The 22,701-nt window shown below is 53.6% G+C and carries 26 protein-coding genes and 1 tRNA gene; 9 read left to right on the forward strand and 18 right to left on the reverse strand.

The window, feature by feature from the left end; all coding sequences use genetic code 11:
• Positions 1–8: 8 nt before the first annotated feature.
• Positions 9–84: transfer RNA gene (locus WB371_RS01475), tRNA-Phe, on the reverse strand.
• A 635-nt stretch (positions 85–719) separates the two neighbouring features.
• Between WB371_RS01475 and WB371_RS01480 the strand changes: the two genes are divergently transcribed.
• Positions 720–2,855, forward strand: coding sequence for an ornithine decarboxylase (locus WB371_RS01480; RefSeq protein WP_336218355.1), 2,136 nt, complete (start codon positions 720–722; stop codon positions 2,853–2,855).
• A gap of 87 nt (positions 2,856–2,942) precedes the next feature.
• Here the strand turns inward: WB371_RS01480 and WB371_RS01485 are convergent, their stop codons facing one another.
• The 4 genes from WB371_RS01485 to mutY all read right to left on the reverse strand — a co-directional run bounded on the left by WB371_RS01485 (position 2,943) and on the right by mutY (position 7,023).
• Positions 2,943–4,199 carry a nucleoside permease gene (locus tag WB371_RS01485; protein ID WP_336218356.1) on the reverse strand — a complete coding sequence of 419 codons (1,257 nt, stop codon included), beginning with the start codon at positions 4,197–4,199 and terminating at the stop codon, positions 2,943–2,945.
• A 210-nt stretch (positions 4,200–4,409) separates the two neighbouring features.
• Positions 4,410–5,492, reverse strand: a complete 1,083-nt coding sequence (mltC, locus tag WB371_RS01490) for a membrane-bound lytic murein transglycosylase MltC (RefSeq protein ID WP_336218614.1) — start codon at positions 5,490–5,492, stop codon at positions 4,410–4,412.
• A 178-nt stretch (positions 5,493–5,670) separates the two neighbouring features.
• Positions 5,671–5,943: an oxidative damage protection protein gene (locus WB371_RS01495; protein WP_336218357.1), complete on the reverse strand. Its 273-nt coding sequence runs from the start codon at positions 5,941–5,943 to the stop codon at positions 5,671–5,673.
• Positions 5,944–5,970: 27 nt separating this feature from the next.
• Positions 5,971–7,023, reverse strand: coding sequence for an A/G-specific adenine glycosylase (gene mutY / locus WB371_RS01500; RefSeq protein WP_336218358.1), 1,053 nt, complete (start codon positions 7,021–7,023; stop codon positions 5,971–5,973).
• Between the two features lie 162 nt (positions 7,024–7,185).
• Between mutY and trmB the strand changes: the two genes are divergently transcribed.
• The 4 genes from trmB to ansB all read left to right on the forward strand — a co-directional run bounded on the left by trmB (position 7,186) and on the right by ansB (position 10,239).
• Complete coding sequence (gene trmB / locus WB371_RS01505) at positions 7,186–7,905, forward strand: tRNA (guanosine(46)-N7)-methyltransferase TrmB (protein ID WP_336218359.1); 720 nt, start codon at positions 7,186–7,188, stop codon at positions 7,903–7,905.
• Complete coding sequence (locus WB371_RS01510; RefSeq protein ID WP_336218360.1) at positions 7,905–8,231, forward strand: YggL family protein; 327 nt, start codon at positions 7,905–7,907, stop codon at positions 8,229–8,231. The genes trmB and WB371_RS01510 overlap by 1 nt, the downstream gene beginning before the upstream one ends.
• Before the next feature lie 52 nt (positions 8,232–8,283).
• Positions 8,284–9,003 carry a DUF2884 domain-containing protein gene (locus tag WB371_RS01515; protein WP_336218361.1) on the forward strand — a complete coding sequence of 240 codons (720 nt, stop codon included), beginning with the start codon at positions 8,284–8,286 and terminating at the stop codon, positions 9,001–9,003.
• A gap of 189 nt (positions 9,004–9,192) precedes the next feature.
• Entirely contained in the window at positions 9,193–10,239 is a 1,047-nt protein-coding gene (gene ansB, locus WB371_RS01520; protein ID WP_336218362.1) for an L-asparaginase 2, read from the forward strand.
• A gap of 130 nt (positions 10,240–10,369) precedes the next feature.
• Here ansB and hemW read toward each other — a convergent pair whose 3' ends face one another.
• Genes hemW through WB371_RS01545 form a run of 5 tightly spaced genes read right to left on the reverse strand, consistent with a single transcriptional unit; the run spans position 10,370 to position 13,676 of the window.
• Positions 10,370–11,506, reverse strand: a complete 1,137-nt coding sequence (hemW, locus tag WB371_RS01525; RefSeq protein WP_336218363.1) for a radical SAM family heme chaperone HemW — start codon at positions 11,504–11,506, stop codon at positions 10,370–10,372.
• A complete protein-coding gene (locus WB371_RS01530) occupies positions 11,499–12,092 on the reverse strand; it encodes an XTP/dITP diphosphatase (protein WP_336218364.1) in 594 nt (197 codons plus the stop codon). Before WB371_RS01530 ends, hemW begins: the two co-directional genes overlap by 8 nt.
• A gap of 7 nt (positions 12,093–12,099) precedes the next feature.
• Positions 12,100–12,390 (reverse strand): DUF167 family protein YggU, encoded by a 291-nt coding sequence (gene yggU, locus WB371_RS01535; RefSeq protein ID WP_044255664.1) that lies wholly within the window; start codon positions 12,388–12,390, stop codon positions 12,100–12,102.
• Positions 12,387–12,953: a YggT family protein gene (locus WB371_RS01540; RefSeq protein WP_336218365.1), complete on the reverse strand. Its 567-nt coding sequence runs from the start codon at positions 12,951–12,953 to the stop codon at positions 12,387–12,389. Before WB371_RS01540 ends, yggU begins: the two co-directional genes overlap by 4 nt.
• A gap of 18 nt (positions 12,954–12,971) precedes the next feature.
• Positions 12,972–13,676, reverse strand: a complete 705-nt coding sequence (locus WB371_RS01545) for a YggS family pyridoxal phosphate-dependent enzyme (RefSeq protein WP_336218366.1) — start codon at positions 13,674–13,676, stop codon at positions 12,972–12,974.
• A gap of 17 nt (positions 13,677–13,693) precedes the next feature.
• Here WB371_RS01545 and WB371_RS01550 point away from each other — a divergent pair, with 17 nt between their 5' ends.
• Complete coding sequence (locus WB371_RS01550; RefSeq protein WP_336218367.1) at positions 13,694–14,674, forward strand: type IV pilus twitching motility protein PilT; 981 nt, start codon at positions 13,694–13,696, stop codon at positions 14,672–14,674.
• A 12-nt stretch (positions 14,675–14,686) separates the two neighbouring features.
• Here the strand turns inward: WB371_RS01550 and ruvX are convergent, their stop codons facing one another.
• The 8 genes from ruvX to metK all read right to left on the reverse strand — a co-directional run bounded on the left by ruvX (position 14,687) and on the right by metK (position 21,912).
• Entirely contained in the window at positions 14,687–15,103 is a 417-nt protein-coding gene (gene ruvX / locus WB371_RS01555) for a Holliday junction resolvase RuvX (protein ID WP_336218368.1), read from the reverse strand.
• On the reverse strand, positions 15,103–15,666 hold the full coding sequence (locus WB371_RS01560) for a YqgE/AlgH family protein (protein ID WP_336218369.1): 564 nt from the start codon (positions 15,664–15,666) through the stop codon (positions 15,103–15,105). Before WB371_RS01560 ends, ruvX begins: the two co-directional genes overlap by 1 nt.
• A 190-nt stretch (positions 15,667–15,856) precedes the next feature.
• Positions 15,857–16,804, reverse strand: coding sequence for a glutathione synthase (gene gshB / locus WB371_RS01565; protein ID WP_336218370.1), 948 nt, complete (start codon positions 16,802–16,804; stop codon positions 15,857–15,859).
• A 12-nt stretch (positions 16,805–16,816) separates the two neighbouring features.
• Positions 16,817–17,548, reverse strand: coding sequence for a 16S rRNA (uracil(1498)-N(3))-methyltransferase (gene rsmE, locus WB371_RS01570; RefSeq protein ID WP_336218371.1), 732 nt, complete (start codon positions 17,546–17,548; stop codon positions 16,817–16,819).
• 78 nt (positions 17,549–17,626) lie between these two features.
• Positions 17,627–18,334 carry a deoxyribonuclease I gene (endA, locus tag WB371_RS01575; RefSeq protein WP_336218372.1) on the reverse strand — a complete coding sequence of 236 codons (708 nt, stop codon included), beginning with the start codon at positions 18,332–18,334 and terminating at the stop codon, positions 17,627–17,629.
• 88 nt (positions 18,335–18,422) lie between these two features.
• A complete protein-coding gene (locus WB371_RS01580) occupies positions 18,423–18,923 on the reverse strand; it encodes a SprT family zinc-dependent metalloprotease (protein WP_336218373.1) in 501 nt (166 codons plus the stop codon).
• Positions 18,924–18,997: 74 nt separating this feature from the next.
• On the reverse strand, positions 18,998–20,392 hold the full coding sequence (galP, locus tag WB371_RS01585; RefSeq protein ID WP_336218374.1) for a galactose/proton symporter: 1,395 nt from the start codon (positions 20,390–20,392) through the stop codon (positions 18,998–19,000).
• 365 nt (positions 20,393–20,757) lie between these two features.
• Complete coding sequence (metK, locus tag WB371_RS01590) at positions 20,758–21,912, reverse strand: methionine adenosyltransferase (RefSeq protein ID WP_336218375.1); 1,155 nt, start codon at positions 21,910–21,912, stop codon at positions 20,758–20,760.
• A 138-nt stretch (positions 21,913–22,050) separates the two neighbouring features.
• On the opposite strand from metK, the gene WB371_RS01595 reads away from it, so the two are divergent.
• The 3 genes from WB371_RS01595 (at position 22,051) to yqgB (ending at position 22,698) form a co-directional block, all read left to right on the forward strand.
• Positions 22,051–22,275, forward strand: a complete 225-nt coding sequence (locus WB371_RS01595; protein WP_336218376.1) for a hypothetical protein — start codon at positions 22,051–22,053, stop codon at positions 22,273–22,275.
• A 54-nt stretch (positions 22,276–22,329) separates the two neighbouring features.
• Complete coding sequence (locus WB371_RS01600) at positions 22,330–22,473, forward strand: hypothetical protein (protein WP_336218377.1); 144 nt, start codon at positions 22,330–22,332, stop codon at positions 22,471–22,473.
• A gap of 93 nt (positions 22,474–22,566) precedes the next feature.
• Positions 22,567–22,698 carry an acid stress response protein YqgB gene (yqgB, locus tag WB371_RS01605; RefSeq protein WP_336218615.1) on the forward strand — a complete coding sequence of 44 codons (132 nt, stop codon included), beginning with the start codon at positions 22,567–22,569 and terminating at the stop codon, positions 22,696–22,698.
• Positions 22,699–22,701: the final 3 nt, after the last annotated feature.

Consider the following 22,701-nt stretch of genomic DNA (forward strand, 5'->3'; position numbering starts at 1 on the left):
CTAAATAGTGGTGCCCGGACTCGGAATCGAACCAAGGACACGGGGATTTTCAATCCCCTGCTCTACCGACTGAGCTATCCGGGCAACGGGGCGCATTAAAACCGATCCGCCTCGCTTCGTCAACGAAATTTCTTCAAATCAACGCAGACTGCACAATCTATCACCACTTTGCTGTTATTGCACACATTCTCAGGCGAAAAATGCGCTCCAGGCGGTGGAAAGCGCCATCATCGTTGGTGTGTAACGCCACCCACCAGTACGGCGCTGGCCTTTATAAAGGGACTAATTATCACGTAAGCTCCTGATACTTATTTGGTCTGATTGCATTATTATGCCCTGATTCTCATTTTCCGTGTTGTTTTACCGCAACAGGTGTGCATAAGAATTAGATCTTGCCCCTCCTGTTTAAAGGTGCCATGATTGCGCGAATTTTCTCCAGTCATCCTGGGATTGCATGAGATGAACGCCACACTTTCACATCATCTTCAGCATCGCCGCTTAGCGCGAGGCGCGCGCCTTCTTACCCATTTTCTCTCTTTCCTCACCATGCGGTGAGGGCAACGCATGCTCATCGCAGGACAACAGTAAAATCAGAGGCTGTCTGCTTTTACTGATGTCTGGCGGTCGGAGCTGGTGACCAGTTTGACCCAACATCTCGTGGGGCAAGGCATAGTGCTTTGTCCGGGACTTTCACTCTCCCGAAACGGGTTTTTGCGCTTATGAAATCAATGAACATTGCCGCCAGTAGTGAACTGGTCTCACGTTTATCTACTTACCGTGGCGTTGTGGCGCTGGACAGTACCGACTTTACCGACGTCGCAGCGGTTGTCATTACCGTTTCCGACAGTCGAAGCGGCATCCTGGCGTTGCTAAAACGCACGGGTTTTCATCTGCCGGTATTTATTCTCACCGAAGAGAAAATCGACCAGCCCGCCGATGTGACGGCTGTCATCAGCGGCAATGCACAGGAGTGGCTGGAGGTGGAATCTGCCGCGTGTCTGTATGAAGACGATCTCCTGCCGCCGTTTTACGACACGCTGACGCAGTATGTGGGAATGGGGAACAGCACGTTTGCCTGTCCTGGCCATCAACACGGCGCATTCTTTAAAAAACATCCTGCCGGGCGTCATTTCTATGATTTCTTTGGTGAAAACGTTTTTCGTGCAGATATGTGCAATGCTGATGTGAAGCTGGGCGATCTATTGATCCACGAAGGATCCGCCAAACATGCGCAGAAATTCGCCGCTAAAGTCTTCCATGCCGATAAGACCTATTTTGTTCTCAACGGCACTTCGGCGGCGAATAAAGTGGTGACGAATGCGTTACTGACACGCGGCGATCTGGTGCTCTTTGATCGCAATAACCACAAGTCAAATCATCACGGTGCGCTGATTCAGGCAGGCGCGACGCCTGTATACCTGGAAGCGGCACGCAATCCGTTTGGTTTTATCGGTGGGATTGACGAGCACTGCTTTGATGAAGCGTACCTGCGAAACCAGATCCGTAAAGTGGCGGCAGAGAAGGCGGAGCTACAGCGTCCTTTCCGGCTGGCGATTATCCAGTTGGGGACGTATGACGGCACAATCTACAACGCCCGCCAGGTGATCGATAAAATAGGGCATCTTTGTGATTACATCCTGTTTGATTCCGCCTGGGTCGGCTATGAACAGTTTATTCCAATGATGGCCGAGGGGTCGCCGCTGCTGCTGGAACTAAATGAAAACGATCCGGGAATATTCGTCACCCAGTCGGTGCATAAACAGCAGGCGGGTTTCTCGCAGACCTCGCAGATCCACAAGAAAGATAATCACATTCGCGGACAGGCGCGTTTTTGCCCGCACAAGCGGCTGAACAACGCCTTCATGCTGCATGCTTCTACCAGCCCTTTTTATCCGCTGTTTGCCGCACTGGATGTGAACGCCAAAATTCATGAAGGTGAGAGCGGTCGACGTCTGTGGGCCGAATGCGTGATGCTGGGGATTGAGGCGCGTAAGGCTATCCTGGCAAGCTGTAAGCTGTTGCAACCGTTTATCCCTCCGGTCGTTGACGGGAAGGCGTGGCAGTCGTACCCCACGGAGGTGATTGCCCGCGAGCGGCGCTTCTTCAGTTTTGAACCAGGGGCGAAGTGGCACGGATTTGAGGGGTATGCCGACGACCAATACTTTGTTGACCCGTGTAAGCTGTTGCTCACCACGCTGGGCATTGACGCACAAACCGGGCGCTACACCGATTTTGGTATCCCGGCGACCATCCTGGCGCACTACCTGCGTGAAAACGGCATCGTACCGGAGAAATGCGACCTCAACTCGATTCTGTTCCTGCTGACTCCTGCGGAAAGCGCCGACAAGATGGCGCACCTGGTGGCGATGCTGGCGCAGTTCGAACAGCACATTGAAGATGACACGCCGCTTGCTGACGTGCTGCCGACCATCTTCAATAAATATCCGGTGCGTTATCGCGGCTACACGCTGCGCGAACTGTGCCAGGAGATGCATGACCTTTACGTCAGTTTTGACGTAAAGGATCTGCAAAAAGCGATGTTCCGTCAGGACAGTTTACCGCCAGTGGTAATGAATCCGCAGGACGCCAACAGTGCTTTTATTCGCGGTGATGTTGAACTGGTGCGTATACGTGATGCGAATGGGCGTATCGCGGCGGAGGGGGCATTGCCATATCCTCCGGGCGTGCTGTGCGTTGTACCCGGCGAAGTCTGGGGCGGTGCGGTGCAGCGTTATTTCCTGGCGCTGGAAGAGGGGGTCAATATGTTGCCTGGCTTCTCACCGGAGCTACAGGGCGTTTACAGTGAAACAGATACGGACGGGATTAAGCGGCTGTACGGGTATGTTTTGAAGTAATCGATGACGAAGGCCGGATGGCGCTTGCGCTTATCCGGCCTGGTGTACGGTGTAGCCGGATAAGCGCAAGCGCCATCCGGCAGGAGATTAATGTGCGACTGGCTGCGTACCGGCAGGAACGCGAACGTGTTTGTACTTAAACATCGCCACGAAGGCAAAGGCCAGAACCAGCGAATAACCGGCAAAAATCAGCCATACGGTCTGCCAGTCGGTGATACCGTTCAGCGTGTAATGTTCCACCACTTTCCCGCTCACCACACCGCCGAGGATACAACCGAAGCCGTTGGTCATCATCAGGAACATGCCCTGCGCACTGGCGCGAATTTCCGAGGGAACCTCTTTCTCAACGAACACCGAACCTGAGATGTTGAAGAAGTCGAAGGCGCAGCCGTACACAATCATCGACAGAACCAGCAGCACAGTGCCAAACGGGGTTGGGTCGCCGTAAGCAAACAGGCCAAAACGCAGCATCCACGCAACGATACTGATCAACATCACGTTCTTGATACCGTAGCGGCTCAGGAAGAACGGAATGGTCAGAATGAACAGCGTTTCGGAGATCTGTGAAATCGACATCATCACCGACGCGTGCTCAACGATAAAGCTGCCGGAGAACATCGGATTGTTATCAAAGCTGTGCAGGAAGGTATTACCAAACATGTTGGTGATCTGCAGCTCTGCGCCCAGCATCATCGAGAAGATGAAGAAGATTGCCATACGCTTGTTTTTAAACAGGGCGAAGGCATTCAGGCCCAGCATTTCCGTCCAGCTCTGATCTTTCTGCTGATTCGCCACCGGAATGTGCGGTAGGGTCAACGTAAACAGCACCAGCACCACAGAGAGCGCCGCGCCGATATACAGTTGCATATGGCTCAATTCGAAACCGGAGAAGCTTACTGCCCACATGGCGGCGATGAAACCGATGGTGCCCCAGATACGAATTGGCGGGAAATCGGTAACAATGTCCATACCTGCGTTCTGCAAACGGTAATAGGAAATGGTGTTAATAAGCCCCAGCGTTGGCATATACGCCAGCGAGTTAAGCAGGATCACAAAGAACATCGCCCCGGGCGTCGTGACTTCGGCGGCGATAAACAGCGTCACCGCACCGACTGCGTGACAAATGGCGTACACCCATTTTGCACTTAGCCATTTGTCCGCCACGATCCCTAGCAGCGTCGGCATCAGAACCGCCGCGATCCCGAGAGAACTATAAACGGCACCAATGGACGCACCGTCAAATTTGAGGGTGACGAACATATAGGAGCCGAGGGTGGTCAGCCAACTTCCCCACAGGCAGAACTGCAGAAAGGAGAGTATTTTCAGCTGCAGCTTAAGATTCATGTTAATTTCCTCACATCAGAATGCGGATGGATGTTCCGATTGGCACAAACGCCGTTGCAATATGATGTGATTTTATCAATGACTGCCGGTGATTTTTTGTTACCTGTGACAAATATTTGCAAACAATATCTTTTTGCAATGCGAAAAGGTGACGGGGTTAACGCTTTTAGACCCCATTCAGCGAGAAAACCCGCTGAATGGGGCTGAAGATTACTTCCGACGATAAGATTTTTGTGCAGAATTCACTTTATACAGATAACGGCGTGATTCAGCCGAAGGGTGACGCGTGGTTAACGTCTGATACACATCCCCTGGCGTCATGCTGTTGATGATATTCGCTGCCTGAATTTTATCATTTGAGAAGACGCGCAGGACGCTGCCCGCTCCGCCATTATAGGCCGTGATCACCGCATAACGGCGTGAGGTTGGATTATCAATACCGCCTAAATAGACGTTGCTAAGCATCGCCAGATACGCAGTGCCGGTATCAATGTTACTGGCAGGATCAAACAATTCACTGCGGCTCGGTATACCGGAACGCCCCTGGGAACGATAAACATCTTTACCAGCGGTATGCTGAACCACCTGCATCAGGCCCAGCGCGTCGGAGCGACTCACCGCGTACGGGTTGAAGGATGATTCCGTCTGCATAATCGCCAGAATCAATGACTCATCGACGCCGTATTTATGCGACGCTTTGCGTACCATTCCGAGGTATTTATGCGCCCGCTTATCCAGGTGATTCGGCACCAGGTTAATCGTCACGCTGAAGATCATGCGAATCCCGTTACTGCGGCTTTTCAGGCGCGTCTTCAGCAGATAATCGGCGAACTGCGTGGCACGCCCTTCCCAGCGGATCGGCTGACCGGTGTGATCCAGCACCTGACCGTAGAGGAAGGGTTCTCGGGAAATCTGAATATCATCGACATCCGAGTAAAGGTCGACAGAACCGGGGTCATCGCCCATCAGCAAGGTTTTAATGATGGCGCGCCGCAGATGCGCAGCGGGTTCTGTCCCGGCGATAGTTTCAACGGTGAGGGTACCGTCGTCAAAGTTGATATGGCTGCGGGTCTGGTACTGATCGGTGTACTTTACATAGTCCTTCGGACCGGCAATCAGCACTTCCTGATAGCCCCACAGATTTTCAATATTATGGGCAAACTGCCCCATTAAAATATCAAAGCCGTTGGTATCCTTGACCCAGTCCTCGTTGTAAGAATCGCCTTTTTTAGTCGAGCTGGAGCAGGAGATGAGCAACGGCACAATAACGGCAAGCGCGAGAAATTTTTTCATCATTCCGGGAGTGCATGTTGTGTTTGTTGTTGTGCCATTTTGCCGGATGGCGTAATCATTGCGCGATCTACGGATCGAGCCCGCGTAGGCCGGACAAGGCGTTTACGCCGCCTCCGGCTTCGTTGCATTGCCCGATGGCACAGCGCTTATCGGGCCTGGAAAATTAGCGCTACAGGCGTTATTGACCTTCCGGTGTATAACCTTCGATATGCACATCTTTACCTTCAAACAGGAAGTTAATCATCTCCTGTTCCAGCAGTTTACGGTGCTCGACGTTCATCATATTGAGTTTCTTTTCGTTGATAAGCATGGTCTGCTTGTGCTGCCACTGCGCCCACGCCTCTTTCGAAATCTCGTTATAAATGCGTTTGCCCAGTTCGCCCGGGTAAAGCTGGAAATCCTGGCCTTCTGCTTCACGTTGCAGGAAAGTGCAAAAAATCGTTCTGCTCATAACAAATCCTCTTTATCGTCCGGTGCGTTAAACGGGGGCACCGGTACGTAACTGCTGTAATAAACGCTCCACCGGAGCCGCCAGGCCAACGGATGGCGGTTGCGCTAAGTTATACCAGAGCGCATGGCCTTCATCCATGCATGAAGCGCCTGAGAACACAGGAAGCCACATAGGCACAATATCCAAATGGAAATGGCTGAACGTATGGCGAAACGCGTTAAGTTGGGTCAAATTATCAGCGTTAACATGCCGTTGCGCCAGCCATTCCCGTAATTCCTCTTCACTGGCGAACTGTGGGAAGCAGAATAACCCTCCCCACAATCCGCTGGGCGGGCGCTGCGTCAGCAGAACCTCATCCTCATGTTGTAGCAGCAGAAAATATCCCGTCCGCTCTGGCAGTGTCTGTTTGGGTTTCTTGCCAGGATAGCGTGACCAACTGTCGTTGGCTGAGGCGACACAGCCATTCTGCAAAGGACACAGCGAACATTTGGGTTTAGAGCGCGTGCAAACCATCGCGCCTAAATCCATCATCGCCTGGTTGAAACGCGCCACACCGTTCACCGGGGTAACCTGTTCGCTCAGATCCCAGAGCCGTTTCTCGACCTCTTTTTTGCCCGGCCAGCCGCTAACAGCATAGCAGCGTGCCAGCACACGTTTGACGTTGCCATCGAGAATCGGAAAAGGTTTATCCAGCGAGAGAGAGAGTACCGCACCGGCGGTTGAACGCCCGACGCCGGGCAGGGCGGCGACTTCATCAAACGTTTCCGGGAATACGCCGTTATGTCGCGTGGCAACCTGCTGGGCGGCCTTGTGCAGATTGCGCGCCCGGGCGTAATAACCGAGTCCTGTCCACAGGTGAAGCACCTCGTCCAGCGGGGCGTTGGCGAGATCGGTTACCGTTGGGAAATGCGCCATAAACCGTTCAAAGTAGGGGATAACCGTTGTGACCTGCGTCTGTTGCAGCATCACTTCCGAGAGCCATACTTTGTAAGGCGTCTTATCAATTTGCCAGGGCAGGGTTTTCCGCCCGTATTTATCGTACCAGTCCAGAACCTGGGCTGAAAATTGAGACGCTTGCATGGTCACCGAATTCATCATTGTTGGGGGCAAGATTGCAGCACAGAGGCAACAGGGTGTAAACCGGAACTTTCCGCAGCGCAACCTCTTCCTTTACTTGCATCCGGCAACTAACTTTGGATAATGCCCGTTTTCAGACCTCAATCACAAGCAGACTTAACTTTTATGAAAAACGACGTCATCTCACCGGAATTTGATGAAAACGGCCGTCCACTGCGCCGGATTCGTAGTTTTGTTCGTCGCCAGGGGCGACTGACCAAAGGGCAGGAGCACGCGCTGGAAAACTACTGGCCGGTGATGGGCGTTGAATTCAGCGAAGAGCAGGTGGATTTCGCCGCACTGTTTGGCCGTGAAGGGCCGGTTACGCTTGAGATTGGCTTTGGTATGGGGGCGTCGCTGGTGACGATGGCGAAAGCGTGCCCGGAGCAAAATTTTCTCGGTATTGAAGTCCACTCCCCGGGCGTGGGCGCGTGCCTGGCGTCTGCCCATGAAGAGGGCGTTGAGAACCTGCGCGTGATGTGCCATGACGCGGTCGAAGTGCTGCACAAAATGATTCCTGACAATTCTTTATCCATGGTTCAGCTCTTTTTCCCTGACCCGTGGCATAAAGCGCGTCATAATAAACGCCGTATCGTTCAGGTGCCGTTTGCAGAACTGGTGAAAAGCAAACTAAAACTGGGCGGCGTGTTCCACATGGCGACCGACTGGGAAGCCTATGCAGAGCACATGCTTGAAGTGATGTCCTCCATTGACGGGTACAAAAACCTGTCAGAGAGTCACGATTATGTACCGCGCCCACAATCGCGCCCGGTAACCAAATTTGAACAACGTGGCCATCGTCTTGGTCACGGCGTATGGGACTTAATGTTCGAGAGGGTGAAATAATGGCAAAGAACCGTAGCCGTCGTCTGCGTAAAAAAATGCACATCGACGAATTCCAGGAGTTAGGATTTTCGGTGGCATGGCGTTTCCCGGAAGGCACAACTGGCGAACAGGTTGATCAGGTCGTTGACGACTTCATCAATGACGTTATTGAACCAAACAAGCTGGCCTTTGATGGCAGCGGTTATCTGGCCTGGGAAGGTCTGATCTGCATGCAGGAGATTGGCAAGTGCACTGAAGAACATCAGGCGATTGTGCGTAAGTGGCTGGAAGAGCACAAACTTGAAGAAGTGCGCACCAGCGAACTTTTCGACGTTTGGTGGGACTAACAAAGCATACGGGGCCAGCAAATGCTGGCCCGATTTGTCTTGAGGGAAAGTTATGATGCGCAAAACCCTGCTGGCGGCAGCGCTTTCAGTCACCGCGATGGCCGCTCATGCCGATTATCAGTGCAGCGTCACGCCGCGTGACGATGTGATTCTGAGCCCGCAAACGGTGCAGGTGAAAGGTGAAAACGGCAATCTGGTGATCACGCCGGATGGCAATGTGATGTACAACGGCAAGCAATATACCCTGAGCGCGGCACAGCGTGAGCAGGCGAAAGATTACCAGGGCGAACTGCGCAGCGCGCTGCCGTGGATCGACGAAGGCGCCCGTAACCGGGTAGAGAAAGGTCGTGCGGCGCTGGATAAAATCATTGCCAAAGAAGTGGGTGAGAGCAGCAACATGCGGGGTCGTCTGACCAAACTGGATGCCCAGTTGAAAGAGCAGATGAACCGGATTATCGAACATCGCACTGACGGTCTGACCTTCCATTACAAGGCTATCGATCAGGTTCGCGCCGACGGCCAGCAACTGGTGAATCAGGCGATGGGCGGTATTTTGCAGGACAGCATCAATGAGATGGGCGCGAAAGCGGTCCTCAAAGGCGGCGGAAATCCGCTACAGGGCGTGCTTGGCAGTCTCGGCGGCTTGCAATCGGCGATTCAGACCGAGTGGAAGAATCAGGAAAAAGATTTCCAGCAGTTCGGTAAAGACGTATGCAGTCGCGTTGTTACCCTCGAAGATAGCCGCAAAGCGCTGGTCAGCACCCTGAAATAAACTTTTCTTATAAAACAATGGCACAGATCGTCTCTGTGTCATTTTGTTTTGCCTTTCTGCTTCGTTTTGATATCCACCTCTAAATTTAACAATCTCAAAAATACATTTGTCTGGTTAATTGGATGAAATCACATTATTCATCTCTGGCATTGGGATAATGCGGCAAATTCACGTAACCGGAGAAATAACATGGAGTTTTTCAGGAAAACGGCACTGGCAGCACTGGTGATGGGGTTCAGCGGTGCTGCGCTTGCTTTACCGAACGTCACTATTTTAGCGACGGGCGGGACGATTGCCGGCGGCGGTGATTCCGCAACCAAATCCAACTATACGGCAGGTAAAGTCGGGGTGGAGAATCTGGTCAAGGCCGTTCCTCAACTTAAGGATATCGCGAACGTTAAAGGCGAGCAGGTCGTCAATATTGGTTCCCAGGATATGAACGACGACGTCTGGTTAACCCTGGCGAAGAAGATCAATACCGAGTGTGACAGTACTGATGGTTTCGTGATTACGCACGGCACTGACACCATGGAAGAGACGGCCTACTTCCTCGATCTGACCGTAAAATGCAACAAGCCAGTGGTGCTGGTTGGGGCTATGCGTCCGTCCACGGGGATGAGCGCAGACGGTCCGTTCAACCTCTATAACGCGGTGGTGACTGCGGCAGACAAGGCGTCGGCTAACCGCGGTGTGCTGGTGGTGATGAACGATACCGTGCTGGATGGACGTGATGTCACCAAAACCAACACCACCGATGTGGCGACCTTCAAATCCGTTAACTACGGTCCGCTGGGCTACATCCATAACGGCAAAATCGATTATCAGCGCACGCCGGCGCGTAAGCACACGACCTCCACGCCTTTCGATGTCTCTAAACTGACCGAACTGCCGAAAGTGGGGATCGTGTATAACTATGCAAATGCGTCGGATCTTCCGGCTAAAGCGCTGGTGGATGCGGGTTACGCGGGGATCGTGAGCGCAGGTGTGGGTAACGGCAACCTGTATAAAACAGTCTTTGATACGCTGGCGACTGCAGCACATAAAGGAACGGTAGTGGTTCGTTCTTCCCGTGTTCCGACCGGTTCAACCACTCAGGATGCGGAAATCGATGATGCGAAGTACGGTTTTGTCGCCTCTGGCACACTGAACCCGCAGAAGGCGCGTGTCCTGTTGCAACTGGCGTTAACCCAGACCAAAGATCCGCAACAGATCCAGACGATGTTTAATCAGTATTAATTACTGACGGTAGCGGTTTGCCGGATGACGGCGCAAGGCCTTATCCGGCCTACGGTGGGACATCTTCTGTAGGCCTGATAAGCGCATCGCCATCAGGCAGCTTGCCGGATGACGGCGCACATTGATGACTTTACTCGGCGAGAAACAGCTCAAGCAGCGAGTTTAAAAACAGTTTACCGTGCTGGGTAATCTGCCAATACGCCTCGCACTCGGTCAGATACCCCTGGGCGATGGCGTCATCAAGTGGCTGACGAATCACCGTTTCTGACAACCCCGTATACTGCGTAAATTCAGCACGCGGTGCCGCTTCCAGCAGACGGAATCGGTTCATAAAGAATTCAAACGGCTTATCGGCCTGCTCCACATCGCGCTGGCTTTCCAGATAACGCCCCTCCATATACCCGCGCGGATGACGCGTTTTGGTGGTGCGCAGAATGCGGCCATCGGGGAATGTCACTTTGCCGTGCGCGCCGCAGCCAATGCCCAGATAATCGCCAAAGCGCCAGTAGTTCAGGTTGTGCTGACACTGGTAGCCCGGTCTGGCATACGCAGAGGTTTCGTACTGTTGATAACCGGCGGCGGTTAACAACTGGTGACCTTGCTCAAAAATATCCCACAGCGCGTCATCATCCGGTAAGACAGGCGGCCGCGAGCCAAACAGCGTGTTGGGCTCAATCGTCAACTGATACCACGAGAGGTGCGGAGGGTTGAGCGCAATGGCCTGGCGCAGGTCGTCCAGCGCGTCGCCCAGCGATTGATCCGGCAGGCCGTGCATCAGATCGAGATTAAAGCTACGAAGGCCTAACCCGCTGGCGAGTTTCGCGGCGCGTCTGGCTTCTTCCGGGCCGTGAATACGCCCAAGCCGTTTCAGCTTTGGTTCGCTAAAACTCTGCACGCCGATGGAGATACGGTTCACCCCGGCGCGTTGATAGTCGACAAAGCGATCGGCTTCCACGGTGCCCGGGTTCGCTTCCATTGTAATTTCTGCATCCGCAGCCAGTTTCAGGCGCGAACGCACGCCATCCAGCAGCATTTGCATCGCCGGGCCGGAAAGCAGGCTCGGCGTACCGCCACCGATAAAAATGGTCTTCACTTCACGGTCCTGCGCATACGCAACGTCCGCGTCGAGATCGCTCAGCAGATGCTGGACGTAATCATCGTGTGGGACTTCACCTTTCAACGTGTGCGAGTTGAAGTCACAGTACGGGCATTTCTGCACGCACCACGGAATGTGAATATAAAGACTCAGCGGTGGCAGCTTAACCATGACGTAAGGCGTCCAGCAGCAGCTTCAGCGCCTGTCCACGGTGTGAGATCGCGCTTTTCTCTTCGCGGGTCAGTTCGGCGGCGGTTTTGCCTTCCGAAGGGACGAAGAAAATAGGGTCATAGCCAAAGCCGCCGTTACCTGACGGCGCACGGGTGATCACACCCGGCCAGGTACCGTGACACACAAGCGGTGTGGGATCGTCGGCGTGACGCAGATAGACCAGCACGCAGTGAAAACGCGCCTGACGCCGATCGTCCGGCACATCTTTTAGCGTATCCAGCAGCTTTTCGAGATTCTTCTGGTCCGTGGCGTCTTCGCCTGAATAGCGCGCGGAGTAAATCCCTGGTGCGCCGCCCAGCACATCAACGGCCAGGCCTGAATCGTCAGCAATAGCCGGTAAGCCCGTCTCTTGTGCGGCATGGCGCGCTTTCAGGATCGCATTTTCAATAAAGGTCAGCCCGGTTTCTTCGGCGGAATCAACGCCGAGATCCGTTTGCGCTACCACATCAAGCCCGAAATCGCTGAGCAGCGACGCAAGCTCACGCACTTTACCGGCATTGCCGGTTGCGAGGACAACTTTTTGCATAGGATACCTAATCAGTTAACGCCGCGACTTCGGGCGGGATCTGTTGCGGATGAATGATTTTAACCTGTTTGTGGCGGCCAAGTTCGCCCTTTTCAATAACGACCTGGCTCTTTGCCACGCGGAACTGCTTACCGAGAAACTTCACCAGATGACTGTTCGCCTGGCCGTCTACCGGCGGCGCGGTAATGGCGACTTTCAGTTCGTCGCCATGTAAACCCACAATGCTGTCACGGCTGGCTTTGGGCTGAATGTAGAGCCGTAAAACCAGCCCGTCATCGCAGCGTGTTACGGCACTCATAGCGCCATCCACAGCCCCGGCAGCAGCATATTACCGGTTGCCTGTAGCAGCTCGCCAATGCCCATATTAATCACATACAGCAGCAGGACGAGGATCATCGGAGAGAAGTCGATGCCGCCCATGCCCGGAAGAATTCGGCGAATAGGGCGCAGCAGCGGATCGGCCAGTTGCATCAGCACGAACTCAACAGGGCTACGGCCCTGGCTCACCCAGCTCATGATGGCCATTACCAGCAGAACCCAGAAGATCAGCAGGCCAATGGTTTTAAGCACAATCAGCACCGCAGCGATCCAGACGATTGGCAGGAATGTCACCACTTTAAACAGCACAATGGCTTTGATAAAGCTGAGGATAAACGCGACCAGCAGCGACGCGCTATCGATCGGCCCCATCGGCGGAATGATACGACGCAGCGGCCCAATAATCGGTTGCGTCACTTTCACCACAAACTGGGAGAAAGGGTTATAAAAGTCACAGCGAGCCCATTGCATCCACACGCGCAATAACAGCACCATGGTGTACAACTCAATTACCGTTGAGAGCAAGAAGGTCAACGTATTCATTGCGTTCCTTAGATTTCTTTAATTTTTTGTGTAATCACGAGCACCAAAAATGGCGGTGCCGATACGTACCATTGTGCTACCAGCCGCAATAGCGGCTTCCATATCATCTGACATCCCCAGAGACAGGGTATCGACCTCAGGATAGCGCGTTTTCAGCCCGGTAAATGCTACCGCCATTTGGCGGGCAACTTCAAACTGCCTTACATAATCTGACTCAGGCGCGGGGATCGCCATCAGACCCCGCAGACGAAGATGGGGTAATTTGGCGACTTCCGCGGCAAGCGCATCCAGATCCGCGAGCGGGATCCCTGACTTGCTGTTCTCATCGCTGATGTTGATTTGAATGAGTACATTTAGCGGCGACATATCCGCCGGGCGCTGTTCGCTCAGGCGGGTGGCAATGCGCAGGCGATCAACGGTATGGCACCAGTCAAAGTGTTCTGCCACCAGACGGCTTTTATTGGACTGCAACGGCCCAATAAAATGCCATTGCAATCCTTTCACGCCTTTCTCGCGAAAGTGGCGAATTTTTTCGACCCCTTCCTGCACATAATTCTCGCCAAAGGCATGCTGGCCTGCATTGATGGCTTCTTCGATGGCGCTCGCAGGTTTGGTTTTGCTCACTGCAAGCAATGTAACTTCTTCGCAAGCGCGCCCGCAACGCGATGCGGCGGCTGAGATTTTGTCCCGGACCTGTGCCAGGTTATGCGCGATATCGTTCATTTTCCGAGGATGTATGTATGAATATGGAAGAAATAGTGGCCCTTAGTGTAAAGCATAATGTCTCGGATCTACACCTAAGCAATGCGTGGCCCGCGCGCTGGCGAAAACGGGGACGCATGGAAAGCGCACCTTTCACGGTATCGGATGTTGATGGACTACTGGCGCACTGGCTGGATGAAGGGCAACAGGCAACGTTACGACAGCACGGACAACTCGATTTTGCCGTTTCGCTTGTCGATAACCTGCGTTTGCGGGCGAGCGCATTTCGCCAGCGGCAGGGGATTTCGCTGGCGCTACGGCTATTGCCGACGCAGTGTCCGACGCTGGAAAGCCTGGACGCGCCCCCGGTGTTGCCTGAGCTGCTTGGCAGTGACAACGGTTTGATTTTAGTTACTGGCGCGACGGGCAGCGGTAAATCGACCACGCTGGCGGCGATGGTGGCGTGGTTGAATCAACATGTGGATGGTCATGTTCTGACGCTGGAAGATCCGATTGAATATGTCTACGCCAGCGAGCGTTGCCTGATCCAACAGCGCGAGGTGGGATTACATTGCATGTCGTTTGCGGCGGGTTTACGCGCCGCGTTGCGTGAGGATCCGGATGTGATTCTGCTCGGCGAGTTACGCGACAGCGAAACCATTCGCCTGGCGTTGACCGCCGCAGAAACGGGGCATCTGGTGCTGGCAACGCTGCATACGCGGGGGGCGGCGCAGGCGATCGAACGACTGATCGACACATTTCCGGCGCAGGAAAAAGACCCGGTCCGAAGCCAACTGGCCGGCAGCCTGCGCGCTGTGCTGTCGCAAAAACTGGAGCCTGATAAACAGGAGGGACGCATCGCGCTGTTTGAGCTGCTGATTAATACCCCGGCGGCGGGGAATTTGATTCGGGAAGGAAAGTCCCATCAGTTGCCCCACGTGATTCAGACAGGACAGCAGATGGGGATGATGACCTTTGCCCAAAGCCTGCAACAGCGGCAGGCGCAAGGAAGGCTTTAAGAAAGTGATGGGTCAGTAACCCTGTTCGAAGTAGCTTTCGAGAATGACGACGGCGGAAGCGGAATCAATCTTCCCTTTATTCAGCGCCCGATAGCCGCCGTGCTCGAACAGCCCTGCGCGCGCTTCAACGGTACTGAGACGTTCATCATGCAGCGTAACGGTGACGCCAAAGCGACCGTGAATGCGGTTGGCAAACTTGCGCGCGCGGGCGGTAAGCGGTTGCTCGGTACCGTCCATATTCAGGGGCAGTCCTACGATAATTTCATCAGGCTGCCACTCTTTAATCAGGCGTTCGATCAGGTTCCAGTCAGGCGTACCGTCCTGCGCTTTTATTGCAGGTAGCGCGCGTGCGGTCCCGGTTACCCGCTGACCAATCGCTACGCCAATGCTTTTGGTGCCAAAGTCAAAGGCCAGTAATGTTTCACTCATCAGGCATGTCCCGCCACGCCGGGCATGGTCAGAATGTCGATGCCAATCAGTCTGGCGGCGTCACGCCAGCGGTCGGCAATCGGCGTTTTAAACAGAATATTGAGATCGGCAGGGGCTGTCAGCCAGGCGTTATCCAGCAATTCCTGTTCCAGTTGCCCCTTTTCCCAGGAGGAATAGCCGAGCGCGACCAATACGTCAGAAGGCTGGTCATTGGTGCCTAACGTTTCGAGGACGTCACGGGATGTGGTGATAACGGTGTTATCAGAGATACGGATACTGGAGGAAAAACGTGACGGCGGCGTGTGCAGGATAAACCCACGATCTTCCGCCAGCGGGCCGCCAAGCATCACCGCTTTATCCAGACGGATCGCCGGGTCGCGCGGTTCAGGCGTGATTTTCAGTTTTTCCAGAATCCCTTCAATCTGGAGATTCTCCAGCGGTTTATTCACAATAATCCCCATTGCGCCATCGTCATTATGTTCGCAAATGTACACTACGGAACGGCGGAAAATCGGATCCTGGAGAGCAGGCATGGCAATAAGAAAGTGATGCTGTAAATTCATTGTCAGAGGTTCTGTTTCCTGGTTCAAAAAAGCAACAGGGGTCAGTATGTGGGTAAAGCGCACGGATGTCACTACCGTAGGCCGGATAAGACGCTTGCGTCGCCATCCGGCATCGGTGTCTTAATGCCTGATGGCGCTGCGCTTATCAGGCCTGCAAAGGCAGGCCGGATGTCGTCATCCAGCAAACAGCTTACTTCTGCAAACGTGCCTCGATGGCATCCATCAGCATCCCGGTAATGGAGATCGGGAATTCGGCTTCAATTTCGCGAATGCAGGTTGGGCTGGTGACGTTAATTTCGGTCAGACGATCGCCGATGATATCAAGGCCGACAAAAATCAGGCCTTTTGCTTTCAGCGTCGGCCCGATACGACGGGCGATGTCCCAGTCGCTTTCCGTCAACGGGCGCGGTTCGCCACGACCGCCTGCGGCTAAGTTGCCACGGGTTTCTCCCCCTTGTGGAATGCGCGCAAGGCAGTACGGAACCGGTTCGCCATCCACCACCAGTACACGTTTGTCGCCATCTTTTATGGCGGGTAGATAGTTCTGCGCCATGCAGTAGCGGGTGCCATGTTCAGTGAGCGTTTCTGCAATGACGCCGAGATTCGGGTCACCCTCTTTGACGCGGAAAATAGACGCGCCGCCCATGCCGTCCAGCGGCTTGAGGATGATGTCACTGTGCTTTTGCCAGAATGCTTTCAGTTGCGCTTTGTTGCGGGTGACCAGCGTTTCCGGGGTCAGGTCGGAGAACCAGGCGGTAAACAGCTTTTCGTTACAGTCGCGCAGGCTTTGCGGTTTGTTGACGATCAGTGTGCCTTTTTCTTCCGCACGTTCCAGAATGTAGGTGGCGTAGATGAATTCGGTATCAAACGGCGGATCTTTACGCATCAGAATGACGTCGAGTGCGTCCAGCGGCAGATCCTGCTCGCCGGTAAACTCGTACCATTTGTCATAATTCTGCTCGACGCTCAGGGTACGCGTACGGGCGCGGGCTTCACCGTTAATCAGATAAAGATCGGCCATCTCCATATAATGAAGTTCATAACCACGACGTTGCGCTTCCAGCAGCATAGCGAAGCTGGAATCTTTCTTGATGTTGATGCTTGCGATGGGATCCATCACGATGCCGAGCTTGATCATTATTCTTCTCCGTTAGCCCAGATCGCCAAAACGCACCTGTAGCGCGGTAATGGCGGTGAGCGCAGTTGTCTCAGTACGCAGAACGCGAGGTCCTAACAGAATATCAGTAAACTGATAGCGTGCGGTCATGGCAATTTCGTCTGCCGACAGTCCACCCTCCGGGCCAATCAGCAGACGAACGCGCTCAACCGGCAGCGGCAATGTGTTAATGCTGTCGCGGGCCCGGGGATGGAGGTTCAGTTTCAGCCCCTTATCCTGTTCGGCACACCAGGCTTCCAGATCCATTGCCGGGCGAATTTCCGGCACCCGGTTACGGCCACACTGTTCGCAGGCGGCAATGGCGATTTTCTGCCACTGCTGTAGCTTCTTGCCCAGACGTTCACTGTCAAGTTTAACGCCGCAGCGCTCAGAAAAAAGTGGCGTAATGAGGCTTACACCCAGTTCAATCGATTTCTGAATAGTGAATTCCATCTTTTCACCACGCGACATCACCTGGCCAAGATGAATGTGCAGCGGCGATTCACGATCGTCTGTTTCACCACGAAGCACGCTGACGTCCACGCTTTTTTTGCTGGCGTGAATGATCTCTGCGTCAAAAACCTGATTGCTGCCATCAAACAGTTGCAGCGCCTGCCCTGGCCCCATACGCAGGACGCGTCCAATATGGTTGGCGGCGTCTTCGCTCAGGGAAATCTGGCTGCCGGACGTAATGGGTTCAGGGTGATAAATGCGGGGAATACGCATAGTTAACAATCCGCGTCATCTCCCCACGCAACGTTAGCGCGTGGGTAAGGGGTTAATCAAGGATCCCGCTAGTGTAGGTTAGCTCTTTTGCGCCTGGCAAGCGCGTTGGACGTAAGGGTTGTGGTTTCCCTGTATCTTCGCAATACGTTCGTCACGTTCGCATTCCCAGTCGGTGACCGGATACTTCTTGTTCCAGGCGTTAAACAGTTGGGTTTGCTGACGGGAAAGCGTCAGGTTGTACTGGTCGCGCATATAAAAGTAGGTCCGCGCAATCGCACCGCGGGCGCGGGCTGGCGGTTCGGCAACCTTTTCTTTGAAATCAACCTTCATTGCACACTGTCCGTACTGGCCTTCACCGCCGTTCCACTGGCTGTACATGAAGTTGCCGCGATCGCCATTGACCTCACCGACGGCGGGTTGCAGATTGTGCATGTCGCTTTCCATTTTGCGATAGAGCGGATCTTTGGCGCAGTTTTTCCGTCCACCGTCCTGCCAGCACTGGCGCTGGTGGCCAAATTGCCATGCCGGAACCACATGTTCCCATTCGATTCGGCTGGCACGATTTTCGTTCTTACGCACTTTATAGCCGCAGGAAGCGAGATCGACGACGCCTTTTTTCCCCTGCCAGTCGATTTTACATCCACAGTAGAAGTCGCCAGGAACATCGGCGTTTACCTTGACGCCTGCTTTTTTCGCCTGGGAAAAATTGTTAATACCTGCAGCCAACGCCTGGCCTGAAATGACTGTCGCAAAAAGGGCGGCAGTAAAAGAAAGAGAACGGTACATCACGAACTCCGTATCAAAACGAGCCCGCAACGTAGCGAAAGTTGTTGTGTGATGCAATCAGTCAGCTCGGGAATGTTCCTGATAGTTCTTATTTAACGGGCATCAGGGGTTCACCGCAATGTACGCAGCGATAGGTGGCCTCACCGCGTACAACGCGATTGTGGCGACGGATAGTCAGTTGATGTTCCTGACACTGACAACGATAAGGAAAAGTTGGGCTACGCACCGACTGCAGTTCAAACTGATGCGTGCGCCTTGCGGGAACGCCCAGTACGCTCTCCATCATCCACTTCCACTCCTTACCGTGCGGGGCCACCCGGCCAAATCGCTTCCATACCAGCAGATGCGCCAGTTCGTGCGGCACGACTTCGTTGATAAACGCGTCTACGTTTTCCATAAGTAACACCGGATTGAGCCGGATCTCGTAGCTCTCCAGCCAGGCGGTGCCGGCTGATGTGCCACGTTGCTGATAAACGAGTTTGGGTTGCGGATAGTCGCGGCCAAGCTTCAGGTTGGCCTGGGCGAGGTTTTCCCGCAGGCTGCGCATAACGGCTTGCTGGATGGCGATAGGGAGACGGGGGCTTTTCATAACGGCAGAGGATAGTGCGATGGGGGCGGGACTGCAAGAGGGAGGCGTCCTCCACAGAGGACGCTTAGCGAAGATTAATCGTGTGCGCCGATTTCGCGCAGTTTGCGGCCTTTCATCAGGTTACGTTCAATATGTTCCAGCGAGACGTGCTTGGTTTCCGGCACCAGCCACAGCGTCAGCAGAATAAACAGCACGTTCAGACCGGCGTAGACCCAGAAGGTGTTAGCATTGCCCAGGTTTTGCAGCATGGTCAGGAACGTCGCGCCGACGATCATGTTGGCGATCCAGTTGGTGGCGGTCGAGCAGGTGATGCCAAAATCGCGGCCTTTCAGCGGCTGGATTTCAGAACACAGCACCCAAATCAGCGGACCTGCGCTCATGGCAAAACCGACGATAAACATCAGCAGCATGGCGATAGCGAAGTATTGTGCGGACGCTGAATGAATACCGACGTGCATCATCGTTCCCAGAATCCCCATTCCGGAGGCCATCACCAGAAAGCCCAGCGTCAGCGTCGGTTTACGGCCCCAACGGTCAACCAGACCGATTGCAATGAAGGTGGCGAGCACGTTAGTCAAACCGACAATCACGGTGCCCCACATCTGCTCAGAAGTGTTGGTATAACCCGCCATCTCAAAGATTTTCGGCGCGTAGTACATGATGACGTTCATCCCGGTGAATTGTTGCATCACCTGTAAAAGCACGCCCAGGAATACCGCACGGCGGAAGTTGCTGTTCTCTTTAAACAGCGTCCAGCCGCTCTGTTTTACCTGCAGACTTTCGCGGATCTCATCTAACTCACGTTTCGCTTCCGCGCTGGTATCGCGCAGGCGCAGCAACACGCGTTCGGCATCGACAAAGCGGCGTTTCGCGGCGAACCAGCGCGGGCTGTCCGGCAAAAAGAACACGCCTATCAGCAGCAGAATCGCCGGGATGATAATCACACCCAGCATCCAGCGCCACGCGCCGCTGTAGCTGAAGGCGGTATCGGAAAGATAGGCGCCGAGGATCCCGATGGTGATCATCAACTGGTACATGGAGATCATGCTGCCACGGATTTTCTCTGGCGCGATCTCGGACAGATACAGCGGCGCAGTGTAAGAGGCGACGCCCACAGCCAGACCCAACAAGACACGAGAAAGGATCAATACTTCGACGTTTGGCGCCGCGGCGGAAAACAGCGAGCCTGCGACAAACAAAATCGCGCCGATCATCAGGCTTTTCTTGCGCCCGAGCCTGAAGGAGAGCCAGCCACTGCCCACGGCGCCGACCGCCGCACCGAACATCATGGAGCTGACCACCCATTCCTGGGTGTGTGCAGAAATCTGGAACTCATCGGTGATGAAGGGTAACGCACCCGCGATAACGCCGATATCCAGGCCAAAAAGTAATCCTGCCAGGGCTGCAAGGAAGCAGACAAAAAATGTCATGGCTTTGTTTGAACGCCCCTGTTTTTTATTGTCAGGCATTATGCCCTCCGGTTGGGTTATTAGTTTTGTTGATAATTAGGGTAGGTGACGGCATCACAAAAAGATGTGATTGTTATCACGTTAGTGTAATCGGTTACACTGACATTTTCTCCGCATGTCTATTAATCAATTGAAAATTATAGAGTAGTTATATTGATATAGAGCGCATTTGCTCATGATTCAGAGTTAACTGAAATAAAATGTAACAGCAGATGAATGCAGAACGTGCAAAGCGATTAATCTGAAACTGATACAGTAAAAATGCGGTGTAAACGGTTTCAGTTGATGAGCTATTGTGGGATGTTGAGTGGGGACAAATAAAAAAGGCCAGCGCGAGGCTGGCCTTAGAAACCGATGTCAGTCGATTATTTCAAACCGGCTGCATCACGCAGAACCTGCGCTTTGTCGGTTTTTTCCCATGGGAAATGTTCGCGACCAAAGTGACCGTAAGCCGCAGTCTCTTTGTAGATGGGGTGCAGCAGATCCAGCATCTGAATCAGGCCATAAGGACGCAGATCGAAGAACTCGCGAACCAACAGAGTCAGTTGCTCGGAAGGGACTTTCTCCGTCCCGAAGGTTTCCACCATAATGGATGTCGGTTCAGCCACGCCGATCGCATAAGAAACCTGAATTTCACAGCGGTCAGCCAGGCCTGCGGCAACGATGTTTTTCGCGACGTAACGCGCCGCGTAGGCAGCGGAACGGTCAACTTTTGATGGATCTTTACCAGAGAACGCGCCGCCACCGTGACGTGCCATGCCGCCGTAGGTATCAACGATGATCTTACGACCGGTCAGACCACAGTCACCCATCGGGCCGCCGATAACAAAACGACCGGTCGGGTTGATGAAGAACTTCGTCGCGGAGGTCAGCCATTCCGTTGGCAGCACCGGCTTGATGATCTCTTCCATCACTGCTTCCTGCAGGGATTTCTGATCGATATCCTCAGCATGCTGTGTGGAGAGCACGACTGCGTCAATGCCGACAATTTTGCCGTCGTCGTACTGGAAGGTGACCTGACTTTTCGCATCCGGACGCAGCCACGGCAGCGTGCCGTTTTTACGCACTTCTGCCTGACGCTGCACCAGACGGTGTGCGTAGGTGACAGGCGCTGGCATCAGCACGTCGGTTTCATTTGTGGCATAGCCAAACATCAGGCCCTGGTCGCCCGCGCCTTGTTCCAGCGGATCGGCGCGGTCAACGCCCTGGTTGATATCCGGGGACTGTTTACCAATGGCACTCAGCACCGCACAAGAGTTGGCATCAAAGCCCATGTCGGAATGTACATAACCAATTTCGCGCACGGTGTTACGGGTGATCTCTTCGATATCAACCCATGCGCTGGTGGTGATTTCACCGCCAACCAACACCATGCCGGTCTTCACGTAGGTTTCACACGCGACGCGCGCTTTCGGATCCTGTTCCAGGATGGCATCCAGTACGGCATCAGAGATTTGGTCAGCGATTTTGTCAGGATGCCCTTCTGATACGGACTCGGACGTAAAAAGGTGTTTTGCCATGTTTTATTTCACCTAAGGAGAATTTGGTTAGCTCAAACTGTCGTGTGGGATCGCCAAAGCAGAGCATTCTACCAAGGCCTGCAGGTTAGTGACACTGGCAGTCTGAGTGTTAATCAGTATGGATGGATTAACATCTGGATGGCTATTTTAGGTTACTTCTTCACCCGATTTCCAGTTTTTTTTGAATCAGCTCTCACTGTGTTGAAAACACGCGCAAAAATTTTTACAGATAATGCTGACGTTCTGCGCATTTATATTTTGCTTTTTGGCCTTCATCCCGGTATAAAACGCGGCACGCGGCTCATACAAAAAGCACACGACGTTTTCTTCGTGTTGCCACTTCCAGCCGGGTTAAAACGTTAGCGTTGGCTTATGGGTTTGTTCCGGGAGGAGCGACCGTGGAGGTGATACGAAATAATGAACCGTTGTATTCTGCTGAATTTGTCGCACCGTTCTGGTGTGCGCATGTCCCCCGCAATCTGCATCTCTGCTTTGCATACCTGCCGATGTTATACCCATTTCGGCGCTTCTCAGGACTCCAGAGCCGGTAACAGGCACTGAGGACTGAACAAGGGCGCTCTTGTGCAAACAAGAGTTTTCTCGTGGTTTCGCCGAACCGTCAAACGTAAGTTCGGTTGCGTGTTTTATAATGATATGAAAAAGAAACCAGTCGCGCAGGCGGAGTATCAGCACTATGTGCTGGAAAATCCGACTGTTTATGGGTTGTTATCGCCTCTTCGGATTGCGATAGTAGTCAACTGTTTTACACTTGTTACTAAAATTTGAGGT

The organism is Citrobacter amalonaticus, from assembly GCF_037053465.1.
Taxonomy (GTDB): Bacteria; Pseudomonadota; Gammaproteobacteria; order Enterobacterales; family Enterobacteriaceae; genus Citrobacter_A; species Citrobacter_A amalonaticus_H.

What these genes read in the sequence shown, in the direction of transcription:
- WB371_RS01480 (WP_336218355.1), top strand. Translation starts at nt 720, where the DNA reads ATGAAATCAATGAACATTGCCGCCAGTAGTGAACTGGTCTCACGTTTA.
- WB371_RS01485 (WP_336218356.1), bottom strand. Translation starts at nt 4,199, where the DNA reads ATGAATCTTAAGCTGCAGCTGAAAATACTCTCCTTTCTGCAGTTCTGC.
- mltC (WP_336218614.1), bottom strand. Translation starts at nt 5,492, where the DNA reads ATGAAAAAATTTCTCGCGCTTGCCGTTATTGTGCCGTTGCTCATCTCC.
- WB371_RS01495 (WP_336218357.1), bottom strand. Translation starts at nt 5,943, where the DNA reads ATGAGCAGAACGATTTTTTGCACTTTCCTGCAACGTGAAGCAGAAGGC.
- mutY (WP_336218358.1), bottom strand. Translation starts at nt 7,023, where the DNA reads ATGCAAGCGTCTCAATTTTCAGCCCAGGTTCTGGACTGGTACGATAAA.
- trmB (WP_336218359.1), top strand. Translation starts at nt 7,186, where the DNA reads ATGAAAAACGACGTCATCTCACCGGAATTTGATGAAAACGGCCGTCCA.
- WB371_RS01510 (WP_336218360.1), top strand. Translation starts at nt 7,905, where the DNA reads ATGGCAAAGAACCGTAGCCGTCGTCTGCGTAAAAAAATGCACATCGAC.
- WB371_RS01515 (WP_336218361.1), top strand. Translation starts at nt 8,284, where the DNA reads ATGATGCGCAAAACCCTGCTGGCGGCAGCGCTTTCAGTCACCGCGATG.
- ansB (WP_336218362.1), top strand. Translation starts at nt 9,193, where the DNA reads ATGGAGTTTTTCAGGAAAACGGCACTGGCAGCACTGGTGATGGGGTTC.
- hemW (WP_336218363.1), bottom strand. Translation starts at nt 11,506, where the DNA reads ATGGTTAAGCTGCCACCGCTGAGTCTTTATATTCACATTCCGTGGTGC.
- WB371_RS01530 (WP_336218364.1), bottom strand. Translation starts at nt 12,092, where the DNA reads ATGCAAAAAGTTGTCCTCGCAACCGGCAATGCCGGTAAAGTGCGTGAG.
- yggU (WP_044255664.1), bottom strand. Translation starts at nt 12,390, where the DNA reads ATGAGTGCCGTAACACGCTGCGATGACGGGCTGGTTTTACGGCTCTAC.
- WB371_RS01540 (WP_336218365.1), bottom strand. Translation starts at nt 12,953, where the DNA reads ATGAATACGTTGACCTTCTTGCTCTCAACGGTAATTGAGTTGTACACC.
- WB371_RS01545 (WP_336218366.1), bottom strand. Translation starts at nt 13,676, where the DNA reads ATGAACGATATCGCGCATAACCTGGCACAGGTCCGGGACAAAATCTCA.
- WB371_RS01550 (WP_336218367.1), top strand. Translation starts at nt 13,694, where the DNA reads ATGAATATGGAAGAAATAGTGGCCCTTAGTGTAAAGCATAATGTCTCG.
- ruvX (WP_336218368.1), bottom strand. Translation starts at nt 15,103, where the DNA reads ATGAGTGAAACATTACTGGCCTTTGACTTTGGCACCAAAAGCATTGGC.
- WB371_RS01560 (WP_336218369.1), bottom strand. Translation starts at nt 15,666, where the DNA reads ATGAATTTACAGCATCACTTTCTTATTGCCATGCCTGCTCTCCAGGAT.
- gshB (WP_336218370.1), bottom strand. Translation starts at nt 16,804, where the DNA reads ATGATCAAGCTCGGCATCGTGATGGATCCCATCGCAAGCATCAACATC.
- rsmE (WP_336218371.1), bottom strand. Translation starts at nt 17,548, where the DNA reads ATGCGTATTCCCCGCATTTATCACCCTGAACCCATTACGTCCGGCAGC.
- endA (WP_336218372.1), bottom strand. Translation starts at nt 18,334, where the DNA reads ATGTACCGTTCTCTTTCTTTTACTGCCGCCCTTTTTGCGACAGTCATT.
- WB371_RS01580 (WP_336218373.1), bottom strand. Translation starts at nt 18,923, where the DNA reads ATGAAAAGCCCCCGTCTCCCTATCGCCATCCAGCAAGCCGTTATGCGC.
- galP (WP_336218374.1), bottom strand. Translation starts at nt 20,392, where the DNA reads ATGCCTGACAATAAAAAACAGGGGCGTTCAAACAAAGCCATGACATTT.
- metK (WP_336218375.1), bottom strand. Translation starts at nt 21,912, where the DNA reads ATGGCAAAACACCTTTTTACGTCCGAGTCCGTATCAGAAGGGCATCCT.
- WB371_RS01595 (WP_336218376.1), top strand. Translation starts at nt 22,051, where the DNA reads ATGGCTATTTTAGGTTACTTCTTCACCCGATTTCCAGTTTTTTTTGAA.
- WB371_RS01600 (WP_336218377.1), top strand. Translation starts at nt 22,330, where the DNA reads ATGAACCGTTGTATTCTGCTGAATTTGTCGCACCGTTCTGGTGTGCGC.
- yqgB (WP_336218615.1), top strand. Translation starts at nt 22,567, where the DNA reads ATGAAAAAGAAACCAGTCGCGCAGGCGGAGTATCAGCACTATGTGCTG.